Source organism: Bacillus xiapuensis, from assembly GCF_002797355.1.
Taxonomy (GTDB): domain Bacteria; phylum Bacillota; class Bacilli; order Bacillales; family Domibacillaceae; genus Bacillus_CE; species Bacillus_CE xiapuensis.
Genome location: NZ_KZ454940.1, coordinates 777,977 through 796,658 on the forward strand (window position 1 = coordinate 777,977; position 18,682 = coordinate 796,658).

An 18,682-nucleotide genomic window follows, 5' to 3' on the forward strand; every position below is an offset into this window, starting at 1 on the left:
TTTGTTTTCCATCATTTCCTGCTCATCATCGTTTGCTGTTTGGATATGCTATACATAAGGCGGCAAAAGGAGGAGAACAATGGGCAGAAGACGAGGAATCATGTCTGACCAATTGAAAGAAGAGCTTGCGAAAGAGTTAGGGTTTTATGATACGGTTCAACGAGAAGGATGGGGTGGAATTACGACCCGTGACGCCGGAAACATGGTCAAGAGAGCAATTGAACTAGCAGAAAACCAGCTTGCTAACAAACGCTAGCGCTTTTTACAACTTCTAAATCATAAGCCGCCCGGGGTGTCTCAGACGTCGAGGTTCGACGCTGAAGGCACCCTTTTTTATGCAGATGGATTCATTCCTTGGAATAAGCTGATCCTGATGTTTGCGCCTCTACTTTTCAGCAACAAAAAGAAATGTTAAAATACCATATTCGCAAATCGAGAAAAGCTTTATGTTAAAATAAGACAAAATGTTATGTGCACAAAAGTAGGTGGCCAATTGTGAAATTAATGATGAAAGCACCAGCAAAAATCAACTTAACACTGGATGTGTTGTATAAACGCGAGGATGGATATCATGAGGTGGAGATGATCATGACAACAGTAGATCTGGCCGATCGGATTGAGCTGGAGCCGCTAAGAACGGATGAGATCCGAATTATCTCTCATAACCGCTTTGTGCCGGATGACAGCCGAAATCTAGCTTATCAGGCGGCGAGGCTGCTGAAGGAAAGGTATCATATCCGCTCCGGTGTAGCGATCAGCATTGAAAAGCTGATCCCTGTGGCGGCTGGCTTGGCGGGGGGAAGCAGTGACGCAGCAGCTGCCCTAAAGGGATTAAACCAGCTCTGGGGGCTTGGATTAAGTTTGGATGAACTAGCCAAGCTGGGGGCGGAAATAGGCTCGGATGTTTCTTTTTGCGTATATGGGGGAACAGCACTTGCTAAAGGGCGCGGAGAACAAATTCAGCGGCTTCCGGCTCCGCCGAATTGCTGGGTCGTTCTGGCGAAGCCGACCATTGGCGTATCGACAGCAGAAGTTTATAAAAACTTGAAGCTTGAGAGGCTGAAGCATCCGGACACTGCAGCGATGAAACAGGCGATTGAGACACAGAATTATGAGAGCATGTGCGCTCACATTGGAAATGTTCTGGAATCTGTTACTTTAAAGCTTCATCCGGAAGTGGCGCAAATTAAAGAGCAGATGGAGCGGTTTGGCGCTGATGCAGTATTGATGAGCGGAAGTGGTCCGACCGTATTTGGACTGATTCAGCATGATTCGAGAATGCATCGCGTATATAACGGTTTGAGGGGCTTCTGCGATCAAGTTTATGCGGTAAGATTGTTAGGGGATGGAAATCCTGTTGCTTGAAGCCGTATGTTAAGATATATTTAAAATTAAATATTCGGTTTTACTCCTTAGGAGGGTAGAGGGTAACATGAAGTTCCGTCGAAGTGAACGCTTAATTGATATAACTCATTATTTATTGGAACATCCGAGGCAGCTCGTTCCGCTGACATTTTTTTCTGAACGTTACGGTTCGGCCAAGTCCTCCATCAGTGAAGACTTAGCTATTGTGAAAGAAACGTTTGAACAGCGCGGGATCGGAACGCTGCAAACCATTCCCGGAGCAGCGGGTGGGGTCAAATTCTTCTCAAAGGTTGGAGAGGAAGAGGCCCGATCATTTATTGCTCATCTTTGTGAACAAATAGAAAATCCGGAGCGTCTGCTTCCCGGCGGCTATTTGTATATGATGGATTTGCTGGGGGATCCCCGGGTGATTCATCAAGTCGGAAAATTGCTGGCTTCTGTTTATGCCGGCATGGAGATTGATGCCATTATGACAGTGGCAACGAAAGGCATTCCAATTGCCCATGCTATGGCAGCCCATTTGAACGTTCCGGTCGTGGTGGTCCGCCGAGACAGTAAAGTGACAGAAGGGCCGACAGTGAGCATTAACTATGTATCAGGCTCAACGAAGAGAATTCAAACGATGGTCCTCGCAAAGCGGTCCTTACAAGAGGGATCAAAGGTACTGCTCGTGGACGACTTTATGAAAGCCGGGGGCACGGTGAACGGAATGATGAGCCTGTTGAAAGAATTTAATGCAACAGTAGCGGGCATCGCTGTGCTGGTGGAAGCGGAGCATGATGAAGAACGGCTTGTGGACGATTATATTTCACTGGTTAAGCTGAAAAATGTCAATGTTAAAGAGCGCGCAATATCTGTGGTAGAAGGCAATTATTTATCGCGCCTATAAGGCGGTTTAAGGCTCTCTCTTCAGGAATGAGGAAAGATGCCCGATTCGTTCGGATCTGCACGATGCGGGTGATAAAGGCGCTATGATGGCAGCTTTTGTCCTTCTTGTCAGCAGGGGATGACTATCCCCTGCTGTTTGAAAATTCATTTTATCAAGAGTGTTTGATTATTCATAAGGAGAGATGGCTATGAGAACAGTATCGACTGAAAAAGCACCAGCTGCAATTGGACCGTATTCGCAGGGGGTTCTAGTCAATAATTTGTTTTTCAGCTCCGGTCAAATCCCATTAACAGCTGAAGGAGTATTGGAATCAGGAGGCATTCCTGCTCAAACGCACCAAGTGTTCAAAAATTTAGAAGCCGTGCTCAGCGAAGCGGGGGCTTCGTTTGAAACGGTCATTAAAACGACAGTATTTTTGACTGATATGGAGGACTTTGCTGCTGTAAATGAAGTATACAGCCAGTATTTTGCTGACCATAAGCCTGCCCGTTCCTGCGTAGAGGTGGCCAGGCTGCCAAAGGATGCAAAAGTAGAAATAGAAGTCATCGCACTCGTGAAATAACCACGAGTGTATTTTTTTGGAATAAAACAGAAATATTTCAAATTTTTTTAATCAAAAGCAGGAATATTATAAATATTATTGAATAAGTAGTTAGGCTTTATATCTAGGGGGAAAGGGTGATAACAAGAATGGAAGTAACTGATGTGAGATTAAGACGTGTAAACACGGATGGCCGAATGAGAGCAATTGCTTCAATTACATTAGATAATGAGTTTGTGATTCATGATATTCGCGTAATTGACGGCAATAACGGGCTGTTCGTCGCAATGCCAAGCAAGCGGACACCGGACGGCGAATTCCGGGACATTGCTCATCCAATTAACTCCAACACACGCGGTAAAGTCCAAGATGCTGTTTTAGCAGAATATCACCGCTTAGGAGAATTGGAAGAAGTGGAACTAGAAGAAGCGGGGGCTTCTTAATAATCAATTGCATCAAGAGCCTACTTCCAAGGTAGGGCTCTTTTTCTATTTTCAGCGCTTTTATAGCGTGCATGACGGATGCGCAGCTGCTTCCATTAATCCCGCATACAAGATTGTCCGATTCGTTCGGGCCTGCACGATGCGGGTGACAAAGGTGCTGCGATGGCGGCCTTTGTTCATCTTTTCAACAGCGGGAATGAAAGAAAGCTTCCGCTGTTTGCAGGCTTGCTTTATCCCTTTTGGCCCCTTTCGGCCGGCTGTTCTTAACCCTTGACAAAAAAATGTCACTTTTTTCAGCGCCTTGAAATGCAGGCCTTTTTAAGATATATTCAATATGGAATAAAAGGCTATAGGGGGACCCCAAATGACAAATATTTTTGCTGTCATTCTCGCTGCAGGCAAAGGCACTCGAATGAAGTCTAAGCTATACAAAGTGCTCCACCCTGTTTGTGGAAAACCGATGGTAGAACATGTAATTGATCAAATTTCTGATTTACATACAAAAAAAATTGTCACAATTGTTGGCCATGGAGCGGATGAAGTGAAAGGCTACCTTGGCGAAAAGAGTGTATTTGCTTTACAGGAAGAGCAGCTCGGAACCGCTCATGCTGTGATGCAGGCGGAAGAAATTCTCGGAAGCGAACACGGCTGTACTCTCGTTGTGTGCGGTGACACTCCGCTGATTAAATCGGAAACTATGGAAGCGCTTGTAAATTATCATCAAAAGCAAAACGCAAAAGCAACCATTTTAACTGGTTACACGGATGCCCCGGACGGTTACGGAAGAATTATCCGAAACGAAGACGGCATGGTAGAGCGGATCGTGGAGCATAAAGATGCAACCGCTGAGGAACGAAAGGTCAAAGAAATTAACACCGGTACGTATTGCTTTGACAATCGCTCGCTGTTTGAAGCGCTGAAGAAAGTATCCAATGACAATTCACAGGGCGAGTATTACTTGCCGGATGTGATTGAAATATTAAAAAGCGCTGGAGAAATTGTTGCGGCTTATCAAACGGAAGACTTCAGTGAAACGCTTGGCGTCAATGACCGGGTTGCTTTAAGCCAAGCGGAAGCGATTATGCAAAAGCGTATAAACCGCAAGCATATGCAAGACGGTGTCACGCTTATCAGCCCGCAAAATACGTATATCGGTTCAGATGTAAGCATCGGCGCTGATACGGTAATTTATCCGGGCACTATTATTTCCGGCCACACGGTGATTGGAAGGGATTGTGAAATTGGCCCGAACAGCGAGATCAGCAATTGCCGGATTGGTGATCGCACGAAGGTTCGGCAATCGGTTGCCGCCGACAGCGAGATTGGCTCAGGTGTCAACATCGGGCCATTTGCTCATATTCGTCCGGCATCAGAGATCCATGATGAAGTGAAAGTCGGCAACTTTGTAGAGATTAAGAAGTCCGTTTTCGGAAAAGGCAGCAAAGCTTCCCACTTGAGCTATATTGGCGATGCGGAAGTGGGAGCGAATGTCAATATCGGCTGCGGCTCCATCACGGTTAACTATGATGGAAAGAACAAGCATTTAACAAAGATCGAAGACGATGTGTTCATTGGCTGCAACTCTAATCTTGTGGCCCCTGTGACTGTCGGAAAAGGAGCTTATGTTGCAGCCGGGTCAACCATTACGGACGACGTTCCAGGCGAAGCTCTATCGATTGCCCGTTCCCGTCAAGTAAATAAAGAAAACTACGTCCAAAAATTAAATTTTAATAAATAATGCGGAGGTCCAACATGTGTAACCAGTATTTAGATCCAAGCTTGAAAATTTTTGCTCTTAATTCCAACATGGCTCTTGCTAAGGAGATAGCAGAATCGATTGGTGTGGAATTAGGTCAATGCTCTGTGAAACGTTTTAGTGACGGAGAGATTCAAATCAACATCGAAGAAAGCATTCGCGGCTGCGACGTCTATGTCATCCAATCCACTAGTGCGCCGGTCAATGATAATTTAATGGAAACATTGATTATGATTGATGCGTTAAAACGAGCATCTGCCAAAACGATTAACATTGTTCTCCCGTACTATGGTTATGCACGTCAGGACCGTAAAGCCCGTGCGCGTGAACCGATTACCGCCAAGCTAGTCGCCAACTTGTTTGAAACAGCTGGTGCTACTCGCGTCATCACTCTGGATCTGCATGCTCCGCAAATCCAAGGATTCTTTGATATTCCTATTGACCATTTAATGGGCGTGCCGATTTTAGCGGATTATTTTAAGAAAAAAGGTTTCAAAGGCGAAGACATTGTGATCGTCTCTCCTGATCATGGCGGAGTGACACGTGCCAGAAAAATGGCCGATCGTTTAAAAGCGCCAATCGCCATTATTGATAAACGCCGCCCGCGGCCTAATGTGGCAGAGGTAATGAATATTGTCGGAAATATTGACGGAAAGATTGCGATTCTAGTTGATGATATTATTGACACGGCAGGGACCATTACATTAGCGGCAAATGCATTGGTAGAGAATGGGGCGAAAGAGGTCTATGCAAGTTGTACGCATCCCGTGCTATCCGGACCTGCGATCGAACGCATTCAAAACTCCAATATTAAAGAGCTTGTGATCACAAACTCTATCGCTTTACCGGAAGAAAAGAAAACAGATAAAATCGTCGAACTTTCAGTTGCTTCCCTCATTGGAGAAGCGATAATTCGCGTGCATGAAGAGCAATCCGTAAGCACGTTATTCGATTAATGGAGAGCCTAAATGCAAGGTGACCGGGAACAATCCGAAAAATAGAATCGCTGCTTGCACATAAAAACACACCGAAGAATGCAGATTTCCCGTCATTCTTCGGTGTTTTATTTTGGCGGATTTCATCTGTTTACTTATTTTTTAAGAAGAAAAGCGGAATTGATCCGATTTTTAAAGTCTGCTTGAAACACATTTGCGGGTGGAAAGAGGACGAGTGAGGAGGAGAGCGGATGTTCATCAAGCAGCATGTCCGGAACAGCTTCTTTTCGCAAGAGGACTTGAAAGAATTTCTGTTTATTAGGTTTAATGGCTGAAAGCTTAGGGAATAGATAAGTTAAGGCATTGGAAAGATAGAATAATTAGATCACTACATAGGAGGGTGAGTTACTCTAATGAGTACTTTACTTGAAGTGAAAAAAAGAGAAAATTTCCAAGGATCAGGCTTAACGAAGCTTCGCGAGGAAGGCTATTTCCCTGCGATTGTGTATGGGAAAGGAAAAGAAAATGATGCCGTTTATGTCAATGAAGGGGACTTTTTCAAGGTGATAAAAGAAGTTGGCCGCAACGGAGTGATTTCTTTAAATGTCGGCGGCACATCTTATAATGTGGTTTTGCAAGATTATCAGCAAGATCCGATCAAAAACCACATCGTTCATGCGGACTTTCTGGCAGTCGATTTATCTTCTGAAATGACAGCGAATGTTCGAGTGGAATTAGAAGGGGAAGCGGCTGGTGCAAAAGAAGGCGGCGTTGTTCAACAGCCGTTGTATGAATTAGCTGTTACAGCGAAGGTCAGTGAATTTCCAGAACGCATCTTAGTGAATATCAGCGAATTGAAAATCGGAGAGACCATCACGGTAGGAGATATTCGCAAACAATATTCATTCACAATTGCCCATGAAGACGAAGAAGCCATTGTTTCGGTATTGCCGCCGGCTGTAGAGAAGGATACAAAGGAAGAAACAGCAACAGAAGAAGCAGCTGAAACAGCAGAATAAATGATAAGCGTTAGATTGCTTACAGGATTAGCTTCCGCCTATTTGCTGGAGGATGTCATCATCCAAAAGGATTGGGCTGGCGGAAGCTAATCCTTTTTTTTGTTAGAAAGAGTAAATCAGCAGATTTAAAAGTATAATTTCGCGGCTATGTACGTTATACTTGAGATAACTGCGTGCATTTAGTGAGTTTAGAAGGAATTTGAGGTGCAGAAGATGAAGTTAATAGTAGGCCTTGGAAACCCTGGAGCTGCCTACGCAGGTACAAGGCATAATATTGGATTCGATGTTATTGATGAGCTGGCGGAACGTTATCAAGTGCAGCTGACGGAAGCAAAGCATAAAGGAGTTTACACCATCATTCGCAAAGGCTCAGAGAAAGCGATTATTCTTAAGCCTCTCACATATATGAATCTGTCTGGAGAAAGCATTGGTCAAGTGATGCGCTATTATGATCTAACAGCGGAGGATTTGCTCGTGATTTACGATGACCTGGATTTGCCTGTAGGGAAAATCCGGCTGCGTCAAAAAGGCAGCGCTGGAGGGCATAATGGAATCAAGTCCACTATTGCCCACGTTGGAACGCAAAACTTTAAAAGGATTCGCATCGGAATTGACCGTCCGACAGGAATGATGAAGGTGCCCGATTATGTGCTTGGCCGCTTTACAGCAGAAGAGCGGGCCGTGATGAAAGAAGCCGTAGCCGCGAGTGCGGATGCAGCGGAAGCATGGCTCGATCAGCCGTTTTTAGAAGTAATGAATCGCTTCAATAAATAGAATGAATAATGATCTTCCTTCATGGCTATACTAATGATGACAATAGAAGAAGTTGGCAGCGAAGGAGGAAGAAGATGCCTATTCATTACATTTGCCGCCATTGCAGAACAACGGTTGGGAGCTTGAATCAATCGGTTATATCAGCTAAACAGTTAGGGATTCATGCACTGACGGATCAGGAAAGAACCGATATGGTTCATTATGATCAAGACGGCAGCATAACGATAACGACAATATGTGAAGATTGCCAGGAGCTTCTTGAGAGAAATCCTGAATTTCATCAATATGATTATCTGATACATTAAAGTAGCTTTGGATAGCGATCCAAAGCATTTTTCTGTTTCATTACTGACAGATTTTGATGGAGCAAAGGGAAGCTTTTGCTTTGGGAGGATAGAAGCATCTGTCCGTTATAGGGGGAGGAACAACGCGTGAAGAGCTTACAAAATATATTTTTGCAAAATAATGATATTCAATCCATTTTACAAGGGCTGTCAGCTGGAATGAAGGAGCAGCTGGCTTCAGGGCTGTCAGGTTCTGCGCGGGCTTTGTTTATTGCAGCTGCTTACCAGCAAACGAATAAGCCGATTTTAGTCGTCACGTATAATTTGTTGCAAGCGCAAAAATTGCATGATGACTTGCTGCAGTTTATCGACGAGCAAGAAGTGTATTTGTATGCTGCTGATGAACTGATTGCAGCCGAGATCAGCATTGCCAGTCCGGAATTGCGGGCGCAGCGAATTGAAGTATTAAATCACATCGTCAATGTAGGCAGAGGCGTATACATTGTGCCGGTTTCAGGAATCCGGAAACTATTGCCGCCGAAACGAGATTGGCAAGCTTTGCAAAGGACATTGGCTGTCGGAGAAGAAGTGGATCATGATGAAATGATTCGTACATTGATTGCGATGGGCTACCAGCGGGCGGATATGGTTTATGCTCCAGGTGAATTTAGCGTGCGCGGGGGCATTATCGATATTTATCCGCTCACCATAAATGATCCCATCCGCATCGAATTATTTGATACAGAAGTGGATTCCATCCGCACCTTCTCCATTGAAAATCAGCGTTCACTGGAGAATCAGTCTTCCATTAGCATAGGTCCTGTGTCAGAAACGCCGCATCATCCGGCACATTTAGTGCGGCTCGCCCAGCGGCTGGAAAATGCCTTGGAGGATACGTTAAAGAAAGTGAAAAATGAAAAATCGCGGGAGTTGTTAGAAAAGAATATCAATTCCGAAATTGAACGACTCAAGCAAGGAACCGCGATAGAAGGAATTGCAAAGTATGCGGAAATGATGTATGAGCAGCCGATGAGCCTTGCGGATTACTTGCCGGAGAATGGATTGGTGTTTTTTGATGAAATCAGCCGCATCCGGGAGATGAACGATTCGCTTGAGCAAGAGGAAGCGGAATGGTATACGTCTCTTCTTGAAGAAGGAAAAGTTGTCCATGACACGAAGCTGTCCTACACTTTCAGCGAGGTCATCACACATATAAGACAGCCAATTATTTATCTTGCTTTATTTTTACGCAAGATTGCCCATACCCATCCGGAGAACATCGTGAACTTCTCATGCCGGCCGATGCAAAATTTTCACGGACAAATGAACGTGCTGCAGACGGAAGTAGAGCGATGGAAAAAGCTTGGCATGACCGTTGTATTTCTCGGAGAAACGAAAGAGCGTCTTAAGAAAATAGGAAGAACTCTGCAAGATTACGAGATTGAAGCGGCAATTGCTCCTGAAAGTAATCAAATTTCCGAGCGGGCTATCCAAATTGCAGAAGGTTCGTTAACAGCAGGTTTTGAATTTCCGGCGCTGAAGCTGGCCGTTATTACAGAACAGGAGCTGTTCAATAAAAAAACGAAGAGAAGCAAGAGCCGGCAAAAGCTATCGAACGCTGAACGGATTAAGAGTTATTCAGAGCTTAAGCCCGGTGATTATGTCGTTCATGTCAATCATGGAATTGGAAAGTACTTGGGGATTGAAACACTGGAAATCAAAGGTGTGCACAAAGACTATTTAAATATCAAGTACCAAGGAACCGATCATTTGTATGTTCCAGTTGAACAGATTGAGCTCGTTCAGAAATATGTAGGTTCAGAAGGAAAGGAACCGAAAATTTATAAGCTTGGCGGCAGTGAATGGAAACGGGTGAAGAACAAGGTCCAGTCATCCGTTCAAGATATTGCTGATGATTTGATTAAGCTTTATGCGGAGCGGGAGGCAGCAAAGGGGTATGCTTATTCGCCGGACGGAGATATGCAGCGTGAGTTTGAGATGTCCTTTCCTTATGAAGAAACGGAAGACCAGCTTCGTTCCATACAGGAAATTAAATATGATATGGAGAAGGAGCGGCCGATGGATCGTCTTTTATGCGGGGATGTCGGCTATGGAAAAACCGAGGTTGCGATTCGGGCTGCTTTCAAAGCGATCACAGACGGCAAGCAAGTGGCCTTTCTTGTTCCGACTACGATTCTTGCCCAGCAGCATTATGAAACGCTGAAGGAGCGATTTCGTGATTTTCCCATAACGGTCGGATTGCTGAGCCGTTTCCGTTCCCGGAAGCAGCAAACCGAAACGCTGAAAGGGCTAAAAAGCGGTACAGTAGACATCGTAGTCGGCACACATCGGCTGCTGTCCAAAGACGTTCAATATCATGATCTGGGTCTGCTCATCGTTGATGAAGAGCAGCGCTTCGGCGTGACGCATAAAGAAAAAATAAAAAAGCTAAAAACAAATGTCGACGTCCTCACCTTGACGGCTACACCGATTCCCCGCACGCTTCATATGTCGATGCTCGGCGTGCGAGACTTGTCGGTCATTGAAACACCGCCGGAGAATCGTTTTCCTGTGCAAACTTACGTGGTCGAGCATAATCCGGCTTTGGTCAGAGAGGCGATTGAGCGGGAGCTGGCCCGGGACGGACAAGTTTTTTATCTATATAATCGCGTGGAAGATATTGAGCGCAAAGCTGACGAAATCTCCATGCTAGTGCCGGATGCTAGAGTGACCTATGCGCATGGCCAGATGACTGAACGAGAGCTGGAAAGCGTCATTTTAAGCTTTTTAGAAGGAGAATCAGACGTATTAGTGACGACAACAATCATCGAGACCGGTGTGGACATCCCTAATGTGAACACGCTGATTGTTCATGACGCGGATCGGATGGGGCTATCCCAGCTGTATCAAATCCGTGGCCGCGTCGGCCGTTCCAACCGTGTGGCTTATGCTTACTTTATGTACAGAAAAGATAAAGTCCTTTCAGAAACGGCGGAGAAGCGTCTGCAAGCTATTAAAGAATTCACAGAGCTTGGGTCAGGGTTTAAAATTGCGATGCGCGACTTATCCATCCGCGGAGCCGGTAACCTGCTCGGTGCGCAGCAGCACGGATTTATCGACTCTGTCGGCTTTGACCTGTATTCGCAGATGCTGAAGGAAGCGGTCGAGCAAAGACGCGGAAATGTCCAGAAAGAGAAGGCCGCACCATTCGAAGTGGAAGTGTCTATCGATGCATATATTCCGGATGCATACATTAAAGACAGTCAGCAAAAAATCGAAATGTACAAGCGTTTCCGCAGCGTTGAGACATTAGAAGAGGTAAGTGAGCTGCAGGAGGAAATGATCGACCGCTTTGGCGAATATCCTCGTGAAGTGGAGAGCCTCTTTAAAGTAGCGGAAATGAAGGTGTACGCGACAGCTGTTCAGCTAGAGAAAATCAAGCAGGACAAGGACCAAGTATTCATTTTGATGACACCAGAAGGAACACAGCGGATGGATGGATCCAAGGTGTTTGAACTATGCAGCAAGCATGGGCGGGCTGTCGGTCTCGGAATGGAAAATAACCAATTGAAAATTTCCATTGATATAAAAAGAATGGAAGCGGATGCGTGGTTTGCTATTGCTTATGACATTATAAAAAATCTGGAGCATGCTAGAAAATAACGTTCAAAATGCATAGAACTTCCCGTATGAAGGATAATAACAATAATGCGACAGAGATAACGAAGACATCGTTTATTCGCTGTCAAATAATCATCTGATGAAAGTGAGGCAACATAAGATGAAGGCAACTGGTATTGTTCGTCGAATTGATGATTTAGGGCGGGTGGTGATTCCAAAGGAAATCCGCCGCACATTGCGAATACGGGAAGGAGACCCTCTGGAAATTTTCGTGGACCGCGATGGGGAAGTTATTTTAAAGAAATACTCGCCGATTAGTGAACTGGGTGATTTCGCTCAGGAATATGCAGAGGCTTTATTTGATAGCTTAGGCAGCTCTGTGCTGATTTGCGACCGCGATGCAATTATTGCATCTGCAGGAGTATCGAAAAAGGAGTACATTAATAAAAGTGTAGGGCAATTAATTGAAACAGCCATGGAAGACCGTCAGCCCGCGCTGAATAATCCGCAAGGGCAGGTTTCGCTGGTCGATGGGCGCGAAGAGCAAGTCCAATCATACGCGCTGGCGCCCATCATTGCCAACGGGGACCCTATCGGATTAGTGTTACTGTTTTCCGCTGATCGAACGCTGAGTGAAATTGAGAAAAAATTAGCCGAAACGGCAGCAGCATTTCTGGCTAAACAAATGGAGCACTAGCATAAAAGACGGGAAGCGGCAAAGGCTGCTTCCTTTTTTCGTGCAAATCCTTTACATTTGTAGTAGCTTGTTTTATCCCGCGTGCAAGAGGACGTAAGCCTCTCCCTCTGCGAGAATGGAGGCGGAGAAGCAAAAGTCAAAGCGGGTGAGAACACGGCACCTGCATGCCCGACTCGTTCGGGCCTGCGCGACGCAGGTGACAAAGGCGCTGCGGCAGTCTTTGTTTTTTTATCAGCGGGGATGAAAGAAAGCACCGGCTGTTTGAAGGTTTACTTTATAAGAAGGGCAAGGTGATGCAAGGTGCCAAAGGCGGATCAGGCGTCTTTCATGCGCGGAGCCGTCATCTTAACCATGGCCGCTGTCATTGTTAAAATTTTAAGCGCTGTGTACCGGGTGCCCTTTCAGAATATAGTTGGTGACGTTGGTTTCTATATTTATCAGCAAGTGTATCCTTTATACGGCATGGCAGTGGCCTTATCCACTTATGGATTTCCCGTCATTATTTCTAAATTAATTGCAGAGCATGAAGGAAACGATTGGTATATACAGAGACTGGTTCGATTGTCCTTTATCATTACCAGTGCAATCGGCGCCGGATTGTTTGCCGCTATTTATTGGGGAGCCAGCTCGATTGCGGGGCTAATGGGTGATCCTTCTCTTGCACCGCTGATTCAGATAACCGCCTTTTCTTATCTGCTGATGCCTTTATTAACGGTGTGGAGAGGAACTTTTCAGGGAAAAGGAAATATGGTTCCGACGGCTGTTTCACAAACTGTTGAGCAATCCGTGCGCGTAGGAGCGATTTTGCTGTGCTCTTTCCTCATCATTGAAATGGGATATTCTCTCTATGGAGCGGGTGCTGCCGCGTTTGCAGGCTCGCTGGCAGGCAGCGTGGCCGGAGCCATTGTTTTATACGTATGCATGCGCAAAAGGCACGCCAAATTAACGGTTGGATCACGAGTGAGAGCGCCTCTGCACAAGAAGGAGGCGCGAATCCTTTTAGTGCAAGGAGCGGCGATCTGTATCTCGAGTATGACACTCGTGCTGCTGCAGCTGGTTGATTCATTGAATCTGTATAGCGGACTTATACAAGCGGGGGCAGATGAGCTGGCGGCTAAAACGGCTAAAGGAGTGTACGATCGCGGCCAGCCGCTTGTGCAGCTGGGAACGGTGGCGGCTGCTTCGCTGGCACTGACACTTGTTCCGCTCGTAACGTCGGCTCATCGAAAGGGAAAGAAGCTTGAATTGAGAAGGGCGGTCCGCCTGGCTTTAAAAGTCAGCTTCACGTTGGGGTTGGCGGCGGCTGTCGGTCTAATCAATATCATGGATGCTGTTAACGTCATGCTATTCGAAAGCAGTGAAGGTTCCGCTGTGCTTTCCGTTTTTTGTTTCTCAATTTTGTTCAGCTCGATCATCCTGACTTTATCGGGCATACTTCAAGGGCTGGATAAAGAATTTCTTCCAGTCTTTGCCGCTGCGGCAGCCGTGATGGGCAAGTATATCGGAAATGTTGTCCTCGTTCCCCTCTATGGAACAGCCGGTGCCTCCTTTTCAACAATGATCGCTCTCGGGGGAGCGGCCGTTATGCTGATCATCAGCATCCGCACTTGCTTGAACATCCGGCTGATCGACTGGATGTTTATAGGGAGGGCGACAGTTGCCGTTGCCTGTATGACGGCTGTGCTGCAGCTGTGGCGGCGTGGAGCCGAACACTTTCTCTTTAGCGGGGAGGGGAGCCGGGCACAGATGACGGTCATAGCTGTCAGCAGTGTCGTCATAGGAGCCAGTGTTTTTATTTGCGCCCTGCTAAAAGCGGGGTTATTTACAAATGAAGAGCTGCGGCAAATTCCACTTGGAGACAAGCTGCAGCAAATCAAGGATAAAATCAGTAAAAAAAAATAGTCAGGAAAGAGTGTGAAGCAGATGACTCATTCGATTACAATCGTCGGTCTTGGAGCGGGAGAGCTCGATCAGCTGCCTTTAGGTATCTATAAGCTGCTGAAGCAGGCTGGCCGAATCTATGCTCGAACGGTTGAGCATCCGGCTGTGACGGAACTTCGTGAGGAAGGCGTTCAGTTTATCAGCTTAGACCATATTTACGAAAAGCATGATCAGTTTGCAGAGGTCTATGAAGAGATCGCGGATGAGCTGGAAGCAGCGGCTGCGGCAGAGAAGCAAGTTGTTTATGCGGTGCCCGGTCATCCTATTATTGCAGAAAAAACGGTGCAGATTTTAATAGACAGAGGAGTATCTTCTGAATTGGAGGTAAGGATTGCCGGAGGCCACAGCTTTTTGGATTCCTTGCTGACAGCGGTAGAAATAGACCCGATTGACGGTTTTCAATTTCTGGACGGGACAGCCTTAATGAAAGAGGACATCAACATTTTTCAGCATTTGATCATCGCTCAAGTATACGATTCATTCGTTGCTTCGGAAGTAAAGCTGACGCTGATGGAAAAATATCCAGATGAACATGCAGTGTATATGGTAACAGCGGCAGGCAGCGCGGCGCAAACGGTCAAGAAAGTACCGCTATATGAGCTTGATCATCAAGTTGAACTGAACAATTTAACTTCTCTATATGTGCCGCCAATTAAGCAGGAAGAGCATACATACCGTGAGTTCAGTGTATTGCGGCAAATCATTGCCAAGCTGCGCTCGCCGCAGGGTTGCCCGTGGGACCGCGAGCAAACGCATGAATCACTGAAAAAGTATCTAATTGAAGAATCGTATGAGCTGCTTGATGCCATTGACCGGCAAAATGATGAAGATATAGTTGAAGAGCTGGGAGATGTGCTTTTGCAAGTGCTGCTGCACGCTCAAATCGGTGAAGATGAAGGGATGTTTTCAATAGAGGATGTCGTGGCGTCACTAGCCGAGAAAATGGTGCGCCGCCACCCCCACGTATTCGGTGAGACGGATGTCCGCAGCGCCCAAGAAGTGATGGCAAACTGGCAAGCGATTAAGCAACAGGAAAAAGGGGAAAAGGACCATTTTCACCTGGATGAGGTCGAGAAGGGGCTGCCGGCCTTGCTTCGTGCGTATGAGTTGCAAAGGAAAGCGGCGAAAGCGGGATTTGATTGGGATGAAGCGCAAGGCGCAATTCATAAGGCTGAGGAAGAATGGCAGGAGTTTCTCGCGGAAGTGACAAGCGGGAATAGCAACCGGCAGCTTGAAGAGTTCGGAGATGTCTTATTTTCATTCGTCAATGTAGCCCGGTTTTATTCCATTCATCCAGAGGAGGCTTTGGCTAAAGCAAATGAAAAATTCTGCCGCCGTTTTTCTCACGTTGAGAAGCGAGTAAAAGCCAGCGGAAGAGCTTTTCAGGAGTTTACATTAAGTGAGCTGGACGCCTTTTGGGAAGAGGCGAAAAAAACAGAACGGTAAAAGGAGAAGAGCAGATGAGTACAATGAGACTGGACAAGTTTTTAAAAGTATCAAGAATTATCAAAAGAAGAACATTGGCCAAGGAAGTCGCCGATCAGGGAAGAATCACGATCAACGGCATTGCCGCCAAGGCAAGCTCCAATGTGAAGGTAGGGGATGAGCTGTCCATTCGTTTAGGGCAGCGCCTGCTTACTGTTCGCGTGGAGCGATTGCAAGAAACAACTAAGAAGGAGGAAGCGGCGGGAATGTACCAGCTGCTGAAGGAAGAAAGAGTTAACGAATAATCGAAGGGTTTTATGAAGAATTTATCCTCTTCCCCACATAGTTTGATTCTTCTCTGCATACATTTAGTGGCAAAGCTTGTACTTTGTACGAATGAGATGAGGGGGAGAAGAAATGACGCAATTATATGATTCTGCTGATAAAGGTACGGCCGCGGAACATGATGTGGTCATGCGGGGAAGAAGGGTAATGGAAATCACAGGTGTGAAGCAAGTAGAGAGCTTTGACAGTGAAGAATTTTTGCTGCTGACGGTCATGGGAACCCTCACAGTGAAAGGGCAGAATTTGCAAATGAAAAACTTGGATGTCGATAAAGGGCTGGTTGCGATCAAAGGACGGATCTTCAGTTTTGACTATTCGGATCACCCGTCAGGCGAAAAATCCAAAGGTCTATTCAATAAACTGTTCAAATGACTCTATCCGTACAGTTTGACACTTTGCTATCCATGATCGTCATGGGGATTCTTTTTGGAGCGCTGCTCGATACATACCAGCGCTTTTTAAACAGGCCGGTCCGTTCTCGCTGGATTGCTTTTATTTGTGATGTGATTTTCTGGTGCGCTTATGGCGGTCTCTTATTTTATTGTTTATATGCAATTAATTATGGTGAGGTCCGCTTTTATATATTCCTGGCTGTATTTTGCGGATTTTCCGCCTATCAAGCGCTCTTTAAATCGATTTACGTAAAGGTGCTTAACGGCCTTATCCTACTATTCATCCGTCTCTTTCAGCTGATCCGCAAGAGCATAGCCCTGCTTGTGGTTATGCCTATTGCCGTGATGTTGAGATGGATAATCGCCCTCATTCGGATGATCGGTAAAAGCCTTTTGTCCCTTGTCAAAGCAGGTCTTCGGCTATTATTATTTATAGTAAAGGTCGCGTGCTCGCCTATCCTGCTTATTTGGCGCATGCTTCCCAGTAAGCTGAGAAGGCCGGCAGACCGCTTGCGGAAAAAGGCAGCAGGAGTTTTCTTAATTGTCAAGAATAAGATAGTCAATACAGCAAATCGTTGGAAAAAATAAGCCGGGAGGAAGAGAGATGAGCGGATTAAACAAAGAAAAAGTCACAGCGCTGAAAAATGCATTCGTATTTAGCAGGGAGAAGCAGGAACGTTTTCTCGCAAGGCATCGAACAAAGCTGTTTAGAAGATTAGCAGCATTCGCGATTCTAGCTTCCATTATTGTAGGGCTTCTAGGGTCCACCCTCTATTCTCAAAACGCTCATTTGGAAGAAAAGAAGCAGCAAAAAGAGCAGGCGCTTGCTTCTTTGAGTGACTTGAAAAAGCAGCAGAAGCAATACGAAGAAGAATTGAAGAAGCTCAATAATGACGAATACATTGCGGAGCTGGCCAGAAAGAATTATTTCTTTTCAGACAAAGGTGAGGTTATTTTCAATATTCCGGAATCAGATAAGAAGGTTAGAGAGCCAAAAGAATAACGGAGGCTGTATTGACACCTTTTTTTTACGTAATATAATATAAGGTAAAGCTTGATCATTTCTAAGGAGGAAAAATTTTTTTATGTCAATCGAAGTAGGCAGCAAGTTACAAGGTAAAGTGACAGGCATCACTAAATTCGGAGCGTTTGTTGAACTGCCAGGTGGCTCAACTGGACTAGTACACATTAGTGAAGTGGCGGATAATTATGTGAAAGACATCAATGATCATTTAAAAGTCGGCGATGAGGTAGAAGTGAAAGTTATTAATGTAGAAAATGATGGAAAGATCGGATTATCCATTCGTAAAGCGAAAGAGCAGCCGCAGCAACAGCAGTCCTATCGCTCCCGTTCTAGAAATAATGATTACCGCTCTAAAGGGCCGAGAGGAAATCATGCTTCTCCAAAAGAAAACTTTGAACAGAAAATGGCTCGTTTTCTGAAGGATAGTGAGGAACGTCTGTCATCTCTTAAGCGTCAAACGGAGTCACGACGCGGAGGGAGAGGAGCAAAGCGCGGTTAATTGCTGCCTATTTAATATAATCATAAGCTGATTTGCAAGCGGCTTCCAATTGGAACAGCAGCTGTCTGTAAAAGATTGTTTCTTTATCTTTTGCAGGCAGCTTTTTTGGTGAATCATGAATGATCTTTGAAAGGCCACCTGCTCATATCTTACGCTGAAGATCAATAAGAGAGGAAGCAGCCGCCCCTTTCAAGATAGGAAAATCAAAAGCCAAAGCGAAAGAGCGCGGCCGCCAGTTTGGGCCAGCCATGATGCAGGTTGCAATCTTTTCATCAGAGATGAAACAAACCTCCGCTGCCTGCCAGTTCACTTTACATAAAAAAACCAGATGGCTGAGGATCACTTGGATCCTTTTCATCTGGTTTTTTTGCGCCGATGACCCGTACGGGATTCGAACCCGTGTTACCGCCGTGAAAGGGCGGTGTCTTAACCACTTGACCAACGGGCCTTGTTGAATATGTCAATAGAAGGTGCTTTTGCTTTGGCTGTTTGAAGGATCAATAGTAAAGCAACCCGTTTTTCGGATAGCGGCGGAGGGGATCGAACCCACGACCTCACGGGTATGAACCGTACGCTCTAGCCAGCTGAGCTACGCCGCCGAATCAACAAAATGAAGCACAAGAAATATAATACGTCACGGGATAAATAAATGTCAACCTCTTTTTTAAAAAAAGTTTGTCTCCCCTGATGGCAATGCCCCGTTTGCCATTAACTCGCACATAAGCCGCTGTA

19 protein-coding genes and 2 tRNA genes are annotated in these 18,682 nt (G+C 45.7%); 19 read left to right on the forward strand and 2 right to left on the reverse strand.

Going from position 1 to position 18,682, the window contains the following annotated elements; translation table 11 throughout:
• Window positions 1-79: 79 nt before the first annotated feature.
• The 19 genes from CEF20_RS15445 to CEF20_RS15540 all read left to right on the forward strand — a co-directional run bounded on the left by CEF20_RS15445 (window position 80) and on the right by CEF20_RS15540 (window position 17,950).
• Window positions 80-256, forward strand: a complete 177-nt coding sequence (locus CEF20_RS15445; RefSeq protein ID WP_100332729.1) for a small, acid-soluble spore protein, alpha/beta type — start codon at window positions 80-82, stop codon at window positions 254-256.
• A gap of 239 nt (window positions 257-495) precedes the next feature.
• Complete coding sequence (gene ispE, locus CEF20_RS15450) at window positions 496-1,365, forward strand: 4-(cytidine 5'-diphospho)-2-C-methyl-D-erythritol kinase (RefSeq protein ID WP_100332730.1); 870 nt, start codon at window positions 496-498, stop codon at window positions 1,363-1,365.
• A gap of 67 nt (window positions 1,366-1,432) precedes the next feature.
• On the forward strand, window positions 1,433-2,254 hold the full coding sequence (gene purR, locus CEF20_RS15455; protein ID WP_100332731.1) for a pur operon repressor: 822 nt from the start codon (window positions 1,433-1,435) through the stop codon (window positions 2,252-2,254).
• Between the two features lie 187 nt (window positions 2,255-2,441).
• A complete protein-coding gene (locus CEF20_RS15460) occupies window positions 2,442-2,816 on the forward strand; it encodes a RidA family protein (RefSeq protein WP_100332732.1) in 375 nt (124 codons plus the stop codon).
• A gap of 128 nt (window positions 2,817-2,944) precedes the next feature.
• Entirely contained in the window at window positions 2,945-3,238 is a 294-nt protein-coding gene (spoVG, locus tag CEF20_RS15465) for a septation regulator SpoVG (RefSeq protein WP_100332733.1), read from the forward strand.
• 364 nt (window positions 3,239-3,602) lie between these two features.
• The gene (gene glmU / locus CEF20_RS15475; protein ID WP_100332735.1) at window positions 3,603-4,976 is read left to right on the forward strand and encodes a bifunctional UDP-N-acetylglucosamine diphosphorylase/glucosamine-1-phosphate N-acetyltransferase GlmU; all 1,374 of its coding nucleotides are present in this window, start codon (window positions 3,603-3,605) and stop codon (window positions 4,974-4,976) included.
• Window positions 4,977-4,990: 14 nt separating this feature from the next.
• Window positions 4,991-5,950, forward strand: a complete 960-nt coding sequence (locus CEF20_RS15480) for a ribose-phosphate diphosphokinase (protein WP_100332736.1) — start codon at window positions 4,991-4,993, stop codon at window positions 5,948-5,950.
• 392 nt (window positions 5,951-6,342) lie between these two features.
• Window positions 6,343-6,948 carry a 50S ribosomal protein L25/general stress protein Ctc gene (locus tag CEF20_RS15485; protein ID WP_100332737.1) on the forward strand — a complete coding sequence of 202 codons (606 nt, stop codon included), beginning with the start codon at window positions 6,343-6,345 and terminating at the stop codon, window positions 6,946-6,948.
• Window positions 6,949-7,161: 213 nt separating this feature from the next.
• A complete protein-coding gene (gene pth, locus CEF20_RS15490; protein WP_100332908.1) occupies window positions 7,162-7,722 on the forward strand; it encodes an aminoacyl-tRNA hydrolase in 561 nt (186 codons plus the stop codon).
• Window positions 7,723-7,796: 74 nt separating this feature from the next.
• Entirely contained in the window at window positions 7,797-8,027 is a 231-nt protein-coding gene (locus tag CEF20_RS15495) for an anti-sigma-F factor Fin (protein WP_100332738.1), read from the forward strand.
• Window positions 8,028-8,153: 126 nt separating this feature from the next.
• Window positions 8,154-11,669, forward strand: coding sequence for a transcription-repair coupling factor (mfd, locus tag CEF20_RS15500; RefSeq protein WP_100332739.1), 3,516 nt, complete (start codon window positions 8,154-8,156; stop codon window positions 11,667-11,669).
• A 118-nt stretch (window positions 11,670-11,787) separates the two neighbouring features.
• Window positions 11,788-12,324 (forward strand): stage V sporulation protein T, encoded by a 537-nt coding sequence (spoVT, locus tag CEF20_RS15505; RefSeq protein WP_100332740.1) that lies wholly within the window; start codon window positions 11,788-11,790, stop codon window positions 12,322-12,324.
• A 300-nt stretch (window positions 12,325-12,624) separates the two neighbouring features.
• Window positions 12,625-14,226 carry a putative polysaccharide biosynthesis protein gene (locus CEF20_RS15510; RefSeq protein ID WP_232713566.1) on the forward strand — a complete coding sequence of 534 codons (1,602 nt, stop codon included), beginning with the start codon at window positions 12,625-12,627 and terminating at the stop codon, window positions 14,224-14,226.
• Between the two features lie 21 nt (window positions 14,227-14,247).
• Entirely contained in the window at window positions 14,248-15,711 is a 1,464-nt protein-coding gene (gene yabN / locus CEF20_RS15515) for a bifunctional methyltransferase/pyrophosphohydrolase YabN (protein ID WP_100332741.1), read from the forward strand.
• Window positions 15,712-15,734: 23 nt separating this feature from the next.
• Window positions 15,735-15,995, forward strand: a complete 261-nt coding sequence (locus tag CEF20_RS15520) for an RNA-binding S4 domain-containing protein (protein ID WP_100332910.1) — start codon at window positions 15,735-15,737, stop codon at window positions 15,993-15,995.
• A 112-nt stretch (window positions 15,996-16,107) separates the two neighbouring features.
• On the forward strand, window positions 16,108-16,407 hold the full coding sequence (yabP, locus tag CEF20_RS15525) for a sporulation protein YabP (RefSeq protein WP_100332742.1): 300 nt from the start codon (window positions 16,108-16,110) through the stop codon (window positions 16,405-16,407).
• Window positions 16,404-17,015, forward strand: coding sequence for a spore cortex biosynthesis protein YabQ (gene yabQ / locus CEF20_RS15530; RefSeq protein ID WP_100332743.1), 612 nt, complete (start codon window positions 16,404-16,406; stop codon window positions 17,013-17,015). Before yabP ends, yabQ begins: the two co-directional genes overlap by 4 nt.
• A 16-nt stretch (window positions 17,016-17,031) precedes the next feature.
• Window positions 17,032-17,430 carry an FtsB family cell division protein gene (locus tag CEF20_RS15535; RefSeq protein ID WP_100332744.1) on the forward strand — a complete coding sequence of 133 codons (399 nt, stop codon included), beginning with the start codon at window positions 17,032-17,034 and terminating at the stop codon, window positions 17,428-17,430.
• 82 nt (window positions 17,431-17,512) lie between these two features.
• Entirely contained in the window at window positions 17,513-17,950 is a 438-nt protein-coding gene (locus tag CEF20_RS15540) for a S1 domain-containing RNA-binding protein (RefSeq protein WP_100332745.1), read from the forward strand.
• A gap of 376 nt (window positions 17,951-18,326) precedes the next feature.
• On the opposite strand, the gene CEF20_RS15550 is transcribed toward CEF20_RS15540, so the two are convergent.
• Both CEF20_RS15550 and CEF20_RS15555 read right to left on the reverse strand, forming a co-directional pair.
• Window positions 18,327-18,398 (reverse strand) — tRNA-Glu (locus CEF20_RS15550).
• Between the two features lie 77 nt (window positions 18,399-18,475).
• Window positions 18,476-18,549 (reverse strand) — tRNA-Met (locus tag CEF20_RS15555).
• Between the last annotated feature and the right edge of the window lie 133 nt (window positions 18,550-18,682).

Bases quoted from the DNA above. Each gene is read 5' to 3' on its own strand.
- CEF20_RS15445 (WP_100332729.1), top strand. From the start codon at position 80: ATGGGCAGAAGACGAGGAATCATGTCTGACCAATTGAAAGAAGAGCTT.
- purR (WP_100332731.1), top strand. From the start codon at position 1,433: ATGAAGTTCCGTCGAAGTGAACGCTTAATTGATATAACTCATTATTTA.
- CEF20_RS15460 (WP_100332732.1), top strand. From the start codon at position 2,442: ATGAGAACAGTATCGACTGAAAAAGCACCAGCTGCAATTGGACCGTAT.
- spoVG (WP_100332733.1), top strand. From the start codon at position 2,945: ATGGAAGTAACTGATGTGAGATTAAGACGTGTAAACACGGATGGCCGA.
- glmU (WP_100332735.1), top strand. From the start codon at position 3,603: ATGACAAATATTTTTGCTGTCATTCTCGCTGCAGGCAAAGGCACTCGA.
- CEF20_RS15480 (WP_100332736.1), top strand. From the start codon at position 4,991: ATGTGTAACCAGTATTTAGATCCAAGCTTGAAAATTTTTGCTCTTAAT.
- CEF20_RS15485 (WP_100332737.1), top strand. From the start codon at position 6,343: ATGAGTACTTTACTTGAAGTGAAAAAAAGAGAAAATTTCCAAGGATCA.
- pth (WP_100332908.1), top strand. From the start codon at position 7,162: ATGAAGTTAATAGTAGGCCTTGGAAACCCTGGAGCTGCCTACGCAGGT.
- CEF20_RS15495 (WP_100332738.1), top strand. From the start codon at position 7,797: ATGCCTATTCATTACATTTGCCGCCATTGCAGAACAACGGTTGGGAGC.
- spoVT (WP_100332740.1), top strand. From the start codon at position 11,788: ATGAAGGCAACTGGTATTGTTCGTCGAATTGATGATTTAGGGCGGGTG.
- yabN (WP_100332741.1), top strand. From the start codon at position 14,248: ATGACTCATTCGATTACAATCGTCGGTCTTGGAGCGGGAGAGCTCGAT.
- CEF20_RS15520 (WP_100332910.1), top strand. From the start codon at position 15,735: ATGAGACTGGACAAGTTTTTAAAAGTATCAAGAATTATCAAAAGAAGA.
- yabP (WP_100332742.1), top strand. From the start codon at position 16,108: ATGACGCAATTATATGATTCTGCTGATAAAGGTACGGCCGCGGAACAT.
- yabQ (WP_100332743.1), top strand. From the start codon at position 16,404: ATGACTCTATCCGTACAGTTTGACACTTTGCTATCCATGATCGTCATG.
- CEF20_RS15535 (WP_100332744.1), top strand. From the start codon at position 17,032: ATGAGCGGATTAAACAAAGAAAAAGTCACAGCGCTGAAAAATGCATTC.
- CEF20_RS15540 (WP_100332745.1), top strand. From the start codon at position 17,513: ATGTCAATCGAAGTAGGCAGCAAGTTACAAGGTAAAGTGACAGGCATC.